The organism is Pseudomonas atacamensis, from assembly GCF_017167965.1.
GTDB lineage: Bacteria > Pseudomonadota > Gammaproteobacteria > Pseudomonadales > Pseudomonadaceae > Aquipseudomonas > Aquipseudomonas atacamensis.
In genome coordinates, this window is record NZ_CP070503.1 from 5,592,361 (window position 1) to 5,607,013 (window position 14,653).

Annotated in this window: 10 protein-coding genes; all 10 read right to left on the reverse strand. The window is 61.4% G+C overall.

The annotated features are described in order from the left end of the window. Positions 1–61: 61 nt before the first annotated feature. Entirely contained in the window at positions 62–1,480 is a 1,419-nt protein-coding gene (locus JWU58_RS25340; protein ID WP_039757038.1) for an FAD-dependent oxidoreductase, read from the reverse strand. A 115-nt stretch (positions 1,481–1,595) separates the two neighbouring features. After that, positions 1,596–6,041, reverse strand: coding sequence for a glutamate synthase large subunit (gltB, locus tag JWU58_RS25345; RefSeq protein ID WP_206421194.1), 4,446 nt, complete (start codon positions 6,039–6,041; stop codon positions 1,596–1,598). Positions 6,042–6,391: 350 nt separating this feature from the next. Beyond that, positions 6,392–7,978 carry an AAA family ATPase gene (locus JWU58_RS25350; protein ID WP_130902918.1) on the reverse strand — a complete coding sequence of 529 codons (1,587 nt, stop codon included), beginning with the start codon at positions 7,976–7,978 and terminating at the stop codon, positions 6,392–6,394. A gap of 10 nt (positions 7,979–7,988) precedes the next feature. Further along, positions 7,989–9,089, reverse strand: coding sequence for a 3-dehydroquinate synthase (aroB, locus tag JWU58_RS25355; protein ID WP_206421195.1), 1,101 nt, complete (start codon positions 9,087–9,089; stop codon positions 7,989–7,991). Positions 9,090–9,241: 152 nt separating this feature from the next. Then, on the reverse strand, positions 9,242–9,760 hold the full coding sequence (gene aroK, locus JWU58_RS25360; RefSeq protein WP_024011270.1) for a shikimate kinase AroK: 519 nt from the start codon (positions 9,758–9,760) through the stop codon (positions 9,242–9,244). A 4-nt stretch (positions 9,761–9,764) separates the two neighbouring features. After that, a complete protein-coding gene (locus JWU58_RS25365) occupies positions 9,765–11,843 on the reverse strand; it encodes a type IV pilus secretin PilQ (RefSeq protein ID WP_206421196.1) in 2,079 nt (692 codons plus the stop codon). A gap of 13 nt (positions 11,844–11,856) precedes the next feature. After that, positions 11,857–12,381 (reverse strand): pilus assembly protein PilP, encoded by a 525-nt coding sequence (locus JWU58_RS25370; RefSeq protein WP_016772049.1) that lies wholly within the window; start codon positions 12,379–12,381, stop codon positions 11,857–11,859. After that, a complete protein-coding gene (gene pilO, locus JWU58_RS25375; protein ID WP_024011267.1) occupies positions 12,378–13,001 on the reverse strand; it encodes a type 4a pilus biogenesis protein PilO in 624 nt (207 codons plus the stop codon). The genes JWU58_RS25370 and pilO overlap by 4 nt, the downstream gene beginning before the upstream one ends. Further along, positions 12,998–13,564 carry a PilN domain-containing protein gene (locus JWU58_RS25380; protein WP_016772051.1) on the reverse strand — a complete coding sequence of 189 codons (567 nt, stop codon included), beginning with the start codon at positions 13,562–13,564 and terminating at the stop codon, positions 12,998–13,000. The genes pilO and JWU58_RS25380 overlap by 4 nt, the downstream gene beginning before the upstream one ends. Then, positions 13,564–14,628 carry a pilus assembly protein PilM gene (locus JWU58_RS25385; RefSeq protein ID WP_024011266.1) on the reverse strand — a complete coding sequence of 355 codons (1,065 nt, stop codon included), beginning with the start codon at positions 14,626–14,628 and terminating at the stop codon, positions 13,564–13,566. The genes JWU58_RS25380 and JWU58_RS25385 overlap by 1 nt, the downstream gene beginning before the upstream one ends. Between the last annotated feature and the right edge of the window lie 25 nt (positions 14,629–14,653).

Consider the following 14,653-nt stretch of genomic DNA (forward strand, 5'->3'; position numbering starts at 1 on the left):
GTTAAAAGCAGGATTGCTTTGTAGCTTGCCGCTTGTAGCTTGTAGCTTGCCGCTGGCGTCGTCAGACGCCCAGATAATCGAGGATCCCTTCAGCCGCATTGCGCCCTTCGAAGATCGCCGTCACCACCAGGTCGGAACCGCGCACCATGTCGCCACCGGCGAAGATTTTCGGGTTGCTGGTCTGGTGCTTGTACTGACCTTGCTCAGGCGCAACAACGCGGCCCTGGCTGTCGGTCTGGATCTCGAACTGTTCGAACCACGGTGCCGGGCTCGGACGGAAGCCGAAGGCGATGACCACGGCGTCGGCCGGGATGATCTCTTCGGAACCCGGGATCGGCTCGGGGCTACGACGGCCACGGGCGTCCGGTTCGCCGAGACGGGTCTCGACCACTTTCACGCCTTCGACCTTGTCTTCACCGACGATGGCGATCGGCTGGCGGTTGTAGAGGAATTTCACGCCTTCTTCCTTGGCGTTCTTCACCTCTTTGCGCGAGCCGGGCATGTTCGCTTCGTCACGACGATAGGCACAGGTCACCGATTTGGCGCCCTGACGGATCGACGTGCGGTTGCAGTCCATCGCCGTGTCGCCGCCGCCCAGGACCACAACCTTCTTGCCTTTCATGTCGACGAAATCTTCCGGCGACTTTTCAAAGCCCAGGTTGCGATTGACGTTGGCGATGAGGAAGTCCAGCGCGTCATAAACGCCTGGCAGGTCCTCACCGGCAAAGCCGCCCTTCATGTAGGTGTAGGTGCCCATGCCCATGAACACCGCATCGTACTCGGCGAGCAGTTGTTCCATGGTCACGTCTTTGCCGACTTCGGTGTTGAGACGGAACTCGATGCCCATGCCGGTGAAGACTTCGCGACGATTGCTCAGCACGGTCTTTTCCAGCTTGAACTCGGGGATGCCGAAGGTCAGCAGGCCACCGATTTCCGGGTTCTTGTCGAATACCACCGGGGTCACGCCGCCACGCACCAGCACGTCGGCACAACCAAGACCCGCCGGGCCTGCGCCGATGATCGCCACGCGTTTGCCGGTCGGCTTGACCTTGGACATGTCCGGGCGCCAGCCCATGGCGAACGCGGTGTCGGTGATGTACTTCTCGACCGAACCGATGGTCACCGCGCCGAAGCCGTCGTTGAGGGTGCAGGCACCCTCGCACAGACGATCCTGCGGGCACACCCGGCCGCAGACTTCCGGCAGGGTGTTGGTCTGGTGCGACAGCTCGGCGGCCTGAAGGATGTTGCCCTCGGCGACCAATTTGAGCCAGTTTGGAATGAAGTTGTGCACCGGGCACTTCCATTCGCAATACGGGTTGCCGCAACCCAGGCAGCGGTGGGCCTGATCGGCCGACTGCTGGGGTTTGAACGGTTCGTAGATTTCAACGAACTCTTTCTTGCGTTGACGCAACAGTTTCTTCTTCGGATCCTTGCGCCCGACATCGATGAATTGAAAGTCGTTACTGAGACGTTCGGCCATCTTCAAAACCTCGTACACGACAGCTTCAAGCTACAAGCTTCAAGCTGCAAGAAAATCAAATTAATCCGCCTCACCGCGCAAGCTTCTAGCTTGTCGCTTGAAGCTTGCAGCTGCTTCACTGTGGGCTTGCCCGCGTACTGGAGAGCAGAGATTTCAGACTCGCTGCCTTCGGTTTGACCAGCCAGAAACGACGCACGTAATCGTCGAGGTTCTCGGCGAGTTCACGACCCCACTCGCTGTCGGTTTCGGCGACGTACTCGTTCAGCACGTTCTGCAGATGGCTGCGATAGGCTTCCATCGCCTCGCCGCTGATCCGCTGGATCTCCACCAGTTCGTGATTGACCCGGTCAACGAAGGTGTTGTCCTGATCGAGCACGTAGGCGAAACCACCGGTCATGCCAGAACCGAAGTTGTAACCGGTCTTGCCCAGCACGCAGACGAAACCACCGGTCATGTACTCGCAGCAGTGATCACCAGTGCCTTCCACGACGGTGTGAGCACCGGAGTTACGCACGGCGAAACGCTCGCCTGCGGTACCGGCGGCGAACAGCTTGCCGCCAGTGGCACCGTACAGGCAGGTGTTGCCGATGATGGCGCTTTCCTGAGTTTTATAAACGCTACCCTTCGGCGGCACGATGACCAGCTTGCCGCCGGTCATGCCTTTGCCGACATAGTCGTTGGCGTCGCCTTCCAGGTACATGTTCAGACCGCCGGCGTTCCACACACCGAAGCTCTGCCCCGCCGTGCCTTTGAAACGGAAGGTGATCGGCGCTTTGGCCATGCCTTGGTTGCCGTGCTTGCGCGCGATTTCGCCGGAAATCCGCGCGCCGATCGAACGGTCGCAGTTGCAGATGTCCAGATCGAACTCGGCGCCGCTGAGGTCGTTGATTGCCGATGAGGCCAGCTCAACCATCTTCTCCGCGAGCAGACCTTGGTCGAACGGCGGGTTGCGCTCAACGCCACAGAACTGCGGTTTGTCCGCCGGGATGTGATCGCTGCCCAATAGCGGCGTCAGGTCCAGGTGATGTTGTTTGGCGGTCTGGCCTTCGAGGATTTCCAGCAGATCGGTGCGACCGATCAGCTCTTCGAGGGAGCGCACGCCAAGCTTGGCCAACCACTCACGGGTTTCTTCGGCGACGTAGGTGAAGAAATTCACCACCATGTCGACGGTGCCGATGTAGTGATCCTTGCGCAGCTTCTCGTTCTGCGTCGCGACACCAGTGGCGCAGTTGTTCAGATGGCAGATGCGCAGGTATTTGCAGCCCAGTGCGATCATTGGCGCGGTACCGAAGCCGAAGCTTTCGGCGCCGAGGATCGCCGCTTTAATCACGTCGAGGCCGGTTTTCAGGCCGCCGTCGGTCTGGACCCGGACTTTGCCGCGCAGGTCGTTGCCGCGCAGGGTCTGGTGGGTTTCAGCCAGGCCGAGCTCCCACGGCGCGCCAGCGTACTTGATCGAGGTCAGCGGCGAAGCACCGGTGCCACCGTCGTAGCCGGAAATGGTGATCAAGTCCGCATAGGCCTTGGCCACACCGGCGGCGATGGTGCCGACGCCCGCTTCTGCTACCAGCTTCACCGAAACCAGCGCCTGCGGGTTGACCTGCTTGAGGTCAAAGATCAGTTGCGACAAGTCTTCGATCGAGTAGATATCGTGGTGCGGCGGTGGCGAAATCAGGGTCACGCCCGGCACTGCGTAACGCAGCTTGGCGATCAGCCCGTTGACCTTGCCGCCCGGCAGTTGCCCGCCCTCGCCAGGCTTGGCGCCCTGGGCGACCTTGATCTGCAGCACTTCGGCGTTGACCAGGTATTCCGGAGTTACACCAAAACGACCGGTGGCAACCTGCTTGATTTTCGAACTCTTGATGGTGCCGTAACGCGCCGGATCTTCACCACCTTCGCCGGAGTTGGAACGCGCACCGAGGCGGTTCATGGCTTCGGCCAGGGCTTCGTGAGCTTCCGGCGACAGTGCGCCCAGCGAGATACCGGCGGAGTCGAAGCGCTTGAGCACCGACTCCAGCGGCTCGACTTCACTGATGTCCAGCGGCGTTTCGAGGGTCTTGACCTTGAACAGGTCGCGAATCATCGACACCGGACGGTTGTCCACCAGCGAGGTGTATTCCTTGAACTTGGCGTAGTCGCCCTGCTGCACAGCGGCTTGCAGGGTGTTGACCACGTCCGGGTTGTACGCGTGATATTCGCCACCGTGGACGAACTTCAGCAGACCGCCCTGCTGGATCGGCTTGCGCGGGCTCCAGGCTTCGACGGCGAGGGCCTTCTGCTCGGCTTCGATGTCGACGAAACGCGCGCCCTTGATGCGGCTCGGCACACCACGGAAGCTCAGCTCGCAGACTTCTTCAGACAGACCGATGGCCTCGAACAGCTGCGCACCGCGATACGAAGCGATGGTCGAGATACCCATCTTCGACAGGATCTTCAGCAGACCTTTGGTGATGCCCTTGCGGTAGTTCTTGAACACCTCGTAGAGGTCGCCCAGCACTTCACCGGTACGGATCAGGTCGCCCAGCACTTCGTAGGCCAGGAACGGATAGACCGCCGAGGCGCCGAAACCGATCAGCACCGCGAAGTGATGCGGGTCACGGGCGGTCGCGGTTTCAACGAGGATGTTGGAATCGCAACGCAGGCCTTTTTCGGTCAGACGGTGGTGCACGGCACCGGTCGCCAGGGAGGCGTGGATCGGCAGCTTGCCCGGAGCGATATGGCGGTCGCTGAGGACGATTTGGGTACGCCCGGCGCGCACGGCTTCTTCAGCCTGATCGGCAACGTTGCGGATCGCCGCTTCGAGGCCGAGGCTTTCGTCGTAGTTGAGGTCGATGATCGCCCGTTCGAAACCCGGACGGTCGAGGTTCATCAGCGAGCGCCACTTGGCCGGCGAGATCACTGGCGAGCTGAGGATCACGCGCGAGGCGTGTTCCGGCGACTCCTGGAAAATGTTGCGCTCGGCACCGAGGCAGATTTCCAGCGACATCACGATCGCTTCACGCAGCGGGTCGATCGGCGGGTTGGTGACCTGCGCGAACTGCTGGCGGAAATAGTCGTACGGCGTGCGTACACGCTGGGACAGCACGGCCATCGGCGTGTCGTCGCCCATCGAGCCCACGGCTTCGTAACCTTGCTCGCCGAGCGGGCGCAGCACCTGATCACGCTCTTCGAACGTGACCTGATACATCTTCATGTACTGCTTGAGCTGGTCGACGTCGTAGAAAGCCGAACCGTGGTCGTTGTCTTCCATGGTCGCCTGGATGCGCAGAGCGTTCTTGCGCAGCCATTGCTTGTACGGATGACGGGATTTCAAACGGTTGTCGATCGCATCGGTATCGAGGATCTGCCCGGTCTCGGTGTCCACAGCGAAGATCTGGCCAGGGCCGACGCGACCCTTGGCGAGCACGTCTTCAGGCTGGTAGTTCCACACGCCGATTTCCGAGGCGAGAGTGATGAAACCGTTCTTGGTGGTGACCCAGCGCGCCGGGCGCAGACCGTTACGGTCGAGCAGGCACACCGCGTAACGACCGTCGGTCATTACCACGCCGGCCGGGCCGTCCCACGGCTCCATGTGCATCGAGTTGTACTCGTAGAACGCACGCAGATCCGGGTCCATGGTTTCGACGTTCTGCCACGCTGGCGGAATGATCATCCGCACGCCACGGAACAGGTCGATGCCACCGGTGACCATCAGTTCGAGCATGTTGTCCATGCTCGATGAGTCGGAACCAACACGGTTGACCAGCGGGCCGAGCTCTTCCAGATCCATCAGATCATTGGTGAACTTGGTCCGCCGGGCCTGCGCCCAGTTGCGGTTACCGGTGATGGTGTTGATCTCGCCGTTGTGGGCGAGGAAGCGGAACGGCTGCGCCAGCGGCCATTTCGGCAGGGTGTTGGTAGAGAAGCGCTGGTGGAACACGCAGATTGCGGTTTGCAGGCGCTCGTCACTCAGGTCTGGATAGAACGCGGCCAGGTCGGCCGGCATCATCAGGCCTTTATAGATGATGGTCTTGTGCGAAAAGCTGCAGATGTAGTGGTCGGTGTCAGCGGCGTTGGCCACCGACGAACGGCGACGGGCGCTGAACAGCTTCACGGCCATGTCCTGATCGCTCAGGCCTTCGCCGCCGATGTAGACCTGCTCGATCTGCGGCAGGCGTTCAAGGGCGAGGCGGCCGAGGACGCTGGTGTCGATCGGCACTTTGCGCCAGCCGATCAGTTGCAGGCCTTCGGCGAGGATCTCGCGGTTCATGTTCTCGCGAGCGGCTTCGGCCTTGGCCGGATCCTGATTGAAGAACACCATGCCCACGGCATATTGCTTGGGCATTTCGACGCCGAAGCTTTCCTGGGCAATGGCTCGCAGGAAGGCGTCGGGTTTTTGAATCAGCAGACCGCAACCGTCACCGGTCTTGCCGTCGGCATTAATCCCACCGCGGTGGGTCATGCAGGTCAGGGCCTCGATGGCCGTTTGCAAAAGGGTATGACTGGGCTCGCCCTGCATATGAGCTATCAGGCCGAAACCGCAGTTATCCTTGAATTCATCTGGTTGGTACAGACCTGCTTTCATAGACACTTTCTCACCAGGCTGCCTCTACTCGAGGCAAATTTCTTTTCAATTCAACCACTTGCGTTCCGCGCCGAACGTACGCCGGCTTAGCGGGGGCAAAAGGGTGGTCATTGTACACAGCGACACAGAGGCTCACAAATTTGACGACGAACTGTCGCAAATTCATGTCGCATTTGTGAAAGGTTTAAAGCGATCTGCTGTGCTAGTCAAAACTTTTTTAAATTCTGACCGCAACGACTCAAAAACTACTGTGACGCAGACACCACAAGGCACGCGGTCGCAGGGACGGCGCGCACTTATGGAGATTTTGAGGTGCCGGGAGAGGCGGCCTGGGTAAGGCCGCCGAATCTTCAGCGAGTTGTTGCCAGTTCCTGTTGGACGCTGGCGACAGTGCGAGGCCAAGGTTTACCAGCCTGAACCTTCGCTGGCAAGGCCTTGATGGCAGAAACGGCCGCATCACGATTGGCAAAGTTGCCATAGGTGATCACGTAAAGCGGCTTGCCATTGAGGACTTTCTTGAAATAACGGTACTCGCCGCCCTGCTCCTTGACGAAGTTCTGCGCAGCGGTTTCCGAGCTGGTGCCGAGGATCTGCACGACATAGTTGCTGGTCGGCTGACCGGCGTACCAGCTGCCACCGGCAGCCTTGGCCACGGTAACTGGCTTGTCGGCAGGCTTGGCCGGAGCCGGGGCCGGCTTCGCAGCTGGCGCCGGGGCGGCCGGAGCAGGCTTGGCCGTGGCGACCTGCGTCGGTGCCGGGGTTGGTGCCGGTTTGGCGGCAGGGGTCGGAACTGGTGTCGGCGCGGGACCGGCCGGAACGCCAGCAGGCGGCGCGGAGGTGGTTACGGTCGGCGGCGTATCGCTGGAGCCTTCCAGCGGCACGCCGTCGTCGCCTTCGGTGATGCCACCGGCGGCTTCTGCCAGCGGGCCACGCATGACCGGCTGCGAGTTGCCGACCAATGGCAGCGGCATCGGCTGGGTGTTGCCGGCGAATTCGACGGACGGGTTGGCGCCGTTCGCTGCGCCCTGACCCAATGGCAATTGCGCCTGTTCATTGGCCGGAGCACCGGTGGTCGGTGCCTTGCTGCGACCCGGCATCAGCCAGGCGGCGGCAACCGCGACCACAACGACGGCGGAAATCGCCAATACGTGTTTCTTCGGCATGTTGAACCCCATACTTGGACGCTTGACCGCGGAGCGGCTGGCAATCATGACTTCGATCAGTGCATCGCGAGCGACCTGGTTGATGTTGCCCGGCCAGCCCTCGGAGCTTTCGTGAATATCAGAGATCTGATCTGCGGTGAAAAGTTCGACACCCCGGCCCGCGCCTTCCAGCCGCTGGTCGAGATATTCGCGGGTCTCTTCTTCGGTGTACGGCTGCAATTCGATGACATGGAAACGCTCTTCTTCGAGCTGCAACGCCTCGAGCTGAGCGATCAGCGACGACTCGCCGAACAGGAACACATGCGGACGACCTTCCGGCGTGCCGGCGCCGAGCGCCATCAACGCTTCCAGCGCGGACTCGTCGAGCTGCTCGGCATCGTCCACCAGCAGATAGACTTCCTGCCCGGTCAGACCCAGTTGCACCACCTGCTCGAGAATCGCGCCGACTTCGGCCTGAGCGACATCCAGCGCCTGCGCCACCTGGCGCAGCACGCCGGCCGCATCACCGGCGCCACGGGCGGAAACCACCACGCTCTGCACCGATTGTTTATTGGTGCTGGCCACCAGCGCCTGCCGCAGCAGGGTCTTGCCGCTGCCTTGCGGGCCGGTGACCACCAGCAGCAACTGGCTGTAACGCGCCAGGTGATGCAGTTGACCCAGCACCGGTTTGCGCTGGGCCGGGAAGAATTTGAAGCCCGGCACCCGTGGCGCGAACGGGTCGTGACTTAACTGGAAATGGCCGAGAAACGCCTCGTCGGCATGCAAACTAGTCATCGGAATCGTTTTAACCTTTAAGCTGAGCCAGGGCGCGGTAATCCGCTCCCAGCGTGGCCTGTAGAACCTCTTTCGGATAATCGTCGGTCACTACCGCTTCGCCCATCCGGCGCAGCAGCACCAGGCGCAGACGACCGTCGATCACTTTTTTATCAATTGCCATGTGTTGGAGAAAATCGGCTTCGCTCATCTCTTCAGGCGGAATGACCGGCAAGCCGGCGCGCTGGAACAGACGAATGCCGCGGTCACGCTCCTGCTCGCTGATCCAGCCCAGGCGCGCGGACATTTCCAGCGCCATCACGGTGCCCGCCGCCACCGCCTCGCCATGCAGCCAGACACCATAGCCCATGTGGGTTTCGATGGCGTGGCCGAAGGTGTGGCCGAGGTTGAGCGTGGCGCGTACGCCGGTTTCCTTTTCATCGGCGCCGACCACCGCAGCCTTGGCCGCGCAGGAACGCTCGATCGCATAGGTCAGCGCGGCCTGGTCCAGCGCGCGCAGGGCGTCGACGTTTTTTTCCAGCCAGGTCAGGAATGGTTCGTCGCAGATCAGGCCGTACTTGATGACTTCCGCCAGGCCCGCCGACAGCTCGCGCTGCGGCAGGGTTTTCAGCGATGCGGTATCGATCAGCACCACGTTCGGCTGATAGAACGCGCCGACCATGTTCTTGCCCAGCGGATGGTTGATGCCGGTCTTGCCGCCGACCGAGGAATCGACCTGCGACAACAGCGTGGTAGGAATCTGGATAAAATCGACACCGCGCTGATAACAGGCGGCCGCGAAACCGGCCATGTCGCCGATCACCCCGCCGCCCAAGGCGATCACGGTGGTGCGGCGGTCATGACGGGCGGTCAGCAAACCATCGAAAATCAGTTGCAGGGTTTCCCAGTTCTTGAAGGCTTCGCCATCAGGCAACACCACCGAGATCACCGAGAACTGCGCAAGGCTGCGGGTCAGACGTTCGAGATAGAGCGGCGCGACGGTTTCGTTGGAGATGATTGCCACCTGCCGCCCGTGGATATGCGGCGCCAGCAGTTCCGGCTGATCCAACAGACCTTCGCCAATATGAATCGGGTAGCTGCGCTCGCCTAGATCGACCTTGAGTGTCTGCATGTGTCCCCACAGTGAAGATGGAAGCAGGCATCCTGCCCTGAAATTATTGGTGTTCTGCGGCCTGTAGCGGTATGACGCCGCTCGCCCGGCATCCGCCACACCCTCGGCGGACGCTGACAGGACGCCGAGGATAGCGCATTTCGGACGATGCTTTAACGGGGCGGCAACTGCGCGAGGCGGTCGAGAATGTCGAGCACCACCATGCGTGGCGGCCGCTCGTCGGTTTCCACCACCAGATCGGCAATTTCCCGATACAGCGGGTCACGGATCTCGAGCAGGTCGCGCAGGGTTTTCGCCGGATCGGCGGTACGCAGCAGCGGCCGATTGCGATCGCGGGAGGTGCGGCCGACCTGCTGCTCGACGGAGGCGTGCAGATACACCACGCGCCCGCCTTCATGCAGGGCCTTGCGATTGGCATCACGCATCACCGCGCCGCCGCCGGTCGCCAGCACCACACCATCGAACGCGCACAGCTCGGCGATCATCGCCTGCTCACGGTCACGAAAGCCGGGCTCGCCTTCCTTATCGAAGATCCATGGGATATTGGCACCCGTGCGCAGCTCAATTTCCTTGTCGGAATCCTTGAACGGCAGGCGCAGCTCTTTGGCCAGCAATCGGCCGATGGTGCTTTTGCCAGCACCCATCGGTCCTACAAGTATCAAATTTCGCACAGAATCAACGACTCACAGCAATCGCCTGGTTATTCATGATACGCGGAGTGAGAAATACCAGCAGCTCGGATTTTTTCTCCGAAACCACATCACGCCGGAAAAGGCGGCCAAGATACGGCACATCGCCAAGAAATGGCACCTTATCTACGACCTTGCTTTGAGTATTTGAAAAAACACCGCCGATTACGATGGTCTCGCCGTCATTTACCAGCACTTTGGCGTTGACCTCGTTTTTCTTGATCGGCGGCACATCCTGCACCTTGTTCAGGTAGTCCGGCTCATCCTTGGTGACCTTGACCTCCATGATGATGCGGTTGTCCGGGGTGATCTGCGGAGTGACTTCCAGCGACAGCGAGGCCTCCTTGAACGACACCGAGGTCGCGCCGCTGGAGCTGGCCTCCTGATAGGGAATCTCGGTGCCTTTGAGGATCTTCGCGGTTTCCTTGTCCGAGGTGACCACCTTCGGCTGCGAGACGATTTCGCCGTTGCCGGTCTTTTCCATCGCCGTCAGTTCGAGATCCAGCAGTACGTTGTCGGTGATGAAAGCAATGCCGATCCCCGAGGTATTGTTGACCGTGCCCATGTCGACGAACGGCGAGTTGGTGCCGGTGCTGCCCGGCGTACCGATGGTGCTCGAGGAGCCATTGACCCCTGAGGCGTTCCAGTTGCCCTTGTTCTGCACCGAACCGCCCCAGCGCACGCCCAGGCTCTTGTCATAATCGACGTTGGCCTCAACGATGCGCGCCTCGATCATCACCTGGCGCACCGGAATATCCAGCTGCGCGACGATCCGCCGGAGTTCGTCGAGGCGATCCTGGGTCTGGTAGGCAATGATGTTGTTGGTTCGCTCATCGACGGTAATCGAACCGCGCTCGTCGACCTTGGCCTCGGCACTGGTCACGGACTGGAACAGCTTGGCGATGTCCGCCGCCTTGGCGTAATTGACTTGCAGCAGCTCACGACGCAGGGGCGCCAGCTCGGCGATCTGCTTCTGCGATTCCAGTTCCTGACGCTCGCGAGCGGCAATTTCATCGGCCGGCGCGACCAGCAGCACGTTGCCGATCTTGCGCTTGTCCAGTCCCTTGGTTTTCAGCACCAGATCCAGCGCCTGATCCCACGGCACGTTCTGCAGGCGCAAAGTGATACCGCCCTGCACCGTATCGCTCGCCACCAGATTGAGATTGGTGAAGTCCGCGATCAGTTGCAGCACCGAGCGCACGTCGATGTCCTGAAAATTCAGCGAGAGCTTGTCGCCGACATAGGCCTGACGGTCGGCGTTGCGCTTTTGCAGGTCGTCGATGCTCATCGGCCGCACGCTCACGGTGAGCTTGTTATCGGTCTGAAACGTGGAGTAGTCGAAGGTGCCGCTGGGCTCGACAGTGATCACGGTGCGATCGCCGGTGAGCGCTGCGTTGACGAACTGCACGGGCGTGGCGAAGTCCTTGACGTCGAGGCGCACGCGCAGTTTTTCCGGCAATTGCGTGCGGGCGAAGCTGAGGATGATCTTGCCATCGTGCTCCTGGATATCCGGGGCGATGGTCGGATCGGAGAGGTCGATGACTACGTTGCCCTCACCCTCGGTGCCGCGCTGGAAATCGACACCGCGAATCGCCCTGCTTCGTTGCGCGGCTGGTCTGGCAGGTGCCGCAGCGGCCGTGGCGGCACGCGCTGCCACGGCAGCCGGGCGCGGCGCAGTCGCGGAAGCGCCCTGACCGACCACCACAAACAGATTATTGCCCTCGACCCGCGTGCTGTAAGGCGCCAACTGCGTCAGGCTGACAATCAGCCGCGTGCGATCCTTGGCTTCGGCCACCGTGGCCGTGCGCGCGTTGCCGCTGCCCAGATCAAGATTCCTGCTGGCCAACTGGCTGGTCACGCCCGGCAGATCCAGTGCAATGCGCGCCGGCGACTCGGTTGTGTAGCCCTTGGGCTGTGGTGGCGGGCCGTCGAACGACAGCTTCAGTTCGACGCGGTCACCCGGCAGCGCGGCAACATCCAGCGCTTTCAGACTGGCCGCCATTACCATCGGTGACACCAGCGCTATCCATAGCGAAAAACCGAGGGTGGAGAAAATCCTGTTCATTGTTCGACTTCCACTATGAGTGCTCTTTCAAAGGAATGGTGCGCGGCCGCTCCAGCCAGGCGCCGGCGCCGTCGGGCACGATCTCCACGACATCGACCTGGGTGGCGCTGATGGCGACAATGCGGCCGTCGTTGCGGCCCAGGTAGTCGCCGACCTTCAGGCGATGCACCCCGCCTGCGCCGCGCAACAGCGCAAACGAGCCCGAGGCATTGGCGATCGTGCCGACCATTTCGAACTGCTCGATATTGAATCCTTCAAGATATTGCTTGACCCGGTTAGGGTCGGGTTTGACGTTGCGCGAGCCGTGCTTCTGCCCGGCCAGATCGACCCGCGCCTGCCGCGAAAACGGACTGCGCAGGTTGGCGGCGCTGTAAGTGAATGTGGGGTAAGACCGGAATGTCGGCGTTGGTTCAATCTTGCCCGCCGGACGCAGGCGCACTTCGTTGAGGTACGCGTCGAGGTCGCTGAAGTCATCGCCGCCACCGCAGCCGCTCAACGCCAGCACCATGGGCAGGACGAAGTAACGAATCGGGGTCATTTCTCCAGCCCCTTGTCGTTATAGCGGTACGTCTTGGCAAGAATACTCATGCGCAGCTTCGTCCCGCCCTCGGGATTGGCCGGCGCCAGTTCGAAATCGTGCAGAGTCACAATCCGTGGCAGGCCGGCGACGCCGCTGACGAAGGTGGCGAGGTCGTGATAGGCGCCGGTCACGGTGATCTGGATCGGCAGTTCGATGTAGAACGGCTGGGTCACTTCCGGCAGCAGCTTGATTTCCTCGAATTCCAGGCCGCTGCCCAGACCAGTACGGGTGATGTCTTCGAGCAGGCCCGGCACTTCGGTATCGCTGGGCAATTGCCGCAGCAGCACGCCGAAGGTGTTTTCCATTTCCTTCATTTGCTGGGTATAGAGCTCAAGGTTCGCCGACAGCCGCGCCTTGCTGGCGAATTGTTCCTTGAGGGTGGTTTCCTCTTCGCGCTTGAGGTCGAGCTGATTTTCCATATCGCTGATAAAGAAGTAATAGCCAAGCGCGAGGATCAACACCATCACCAGCGCACCGCACAGGGTTTTCACTGCCGGTGGCCAGGAGCCGATGTTGCTGGTGTCGAGGTCGTTGAAATCGATGTTGCGCAGGCCCTGCAGCCACTCGGAGGCTTTCATTGCTCGTCCTCCACAACCTTGGGCTGGGTCTGACGAACGGTCAGCTGGAAGACGTTGGCCTGTTCGACCTGATCGGCGCTGGTGGCCTTGACCTCATTCAGGCTTGGCGCGTCGAACCAGTCGGACGCGTCGAGATTGCGCATCAGCTCGGAGACCCGGTTGTTCGACTCCGCCGCGCCACTGATGGACAGGGTCTTGCCGGCCATTTTCACATCGGTGAAATACACGCCGTCCGGCAACGTGCGTGCCAACTGATCGAAGATTCGCCCGCTGATCTGCCGGTTGCCCTGCAGGTCCTGGATGATGCGCATGCGCTCGACCAATTGCTGGCGGCGCGCCTTGAGCTCGCTGATTTGCTTGATGCGTTCGTCGACCACGGCAATCTGTTTGCCGATGTAATCGTTGCGCGCCATTTGCCGCTCGATGGCCGCAGTGATGATCTGGTCAGCAATCAGCACCGCGCCGATCGAGCCGGCCAGCACGCCGATCAGGACCAGCAGAAAGCGCTTGCGCCGTTCTTCGCGGCGCTCCTCGCGCCAGGGGAGAAGGTTGATCCGCGCCATCAGTCGAAACTCCTGAGCGCGAGCCCGCAGGCAATCATCAAGGCTGGCGCATCACTGGCCAGCGCCCCAGCATTGACCTTGCTGCCTAAAGCCATGTCGGCGAACGGGTTGGCGACCTGCGTCGGCGTGTCCAGACGCTGTTCGATCAGGCGGTCCAGGCCGGGGACCGATGCGGTGCCGCCCGCCAGCAGGATATGGTCGACCGCGTTGTACTGGCCGGAGGCGAAGAAGAACTGCAGCGAACGCGAGACTTGCTGCACCAGCGCCTCGCGAAATGGCTGCAGGACCTCGCTGACGTAATCGTCAGGCAGCCCGCCCTGCTTTTTCGCCAGGCCCGCCTGTTCGACCGTGAGGCCGTAGCGGCGCTGAATCTCTTCGGTGAGTTGGCGCCCGCCAAACAATTGCTCGCGGGTGTAGATGATCTTGCCGTTGTGCAGGACGCTGAGAGTGGTCATGGTCGCGCCAATGTCGACCACCGCCACTGTCAGGCGCTCCTGTGAGGCCGCCAGATGCGTCGCCAGCAGGCCGAACGAGCGCTCCAGCGCGTAGGCCTCGACATCCACCACCCGCGCGGTCAGGCCGGCGAGCGCCAGCGCCGCTTCACGCACCTCGACGTTTTCCTTGCGACAGGCGGCAAGCAGCACGTTGACCCGTTCCGGGTTGCGCGGCGAGACGCCCTGGACTTCAAAGTCGATGGCGACTTCGTCCAGCGGATAGGGAATGTATTGGTCGGCCTCGATCTTGAGCTGGTTTTCCAGTTCGTCGTCGGACAGCCCGGCGTCCATCTCGATGACCTTGGTGATCACTGCCGAACCCGCCACTGCCACCGCCACGCTCTTGACCCCGGTACGCGCCTTGACCAGCAGGCGGCTCAGTGCCTGGCCAACGCCCTCGAGTTCGGCGATGTTCTTTTCGACCACAGCGTTCGCCGGCAACGGCTCCACCGCGTAGGCCTCGACCCGGTAGCGCTCGCCCTGACGGCTCAGTTCCAGCAGCTTCACCGACGTGGAGCTGATGTCGATCCCCAGTAACGCATTGGTCTTTTTATTGAAGAGTCCCAGCACTACCAATTCCCTATGACTTTCCGTG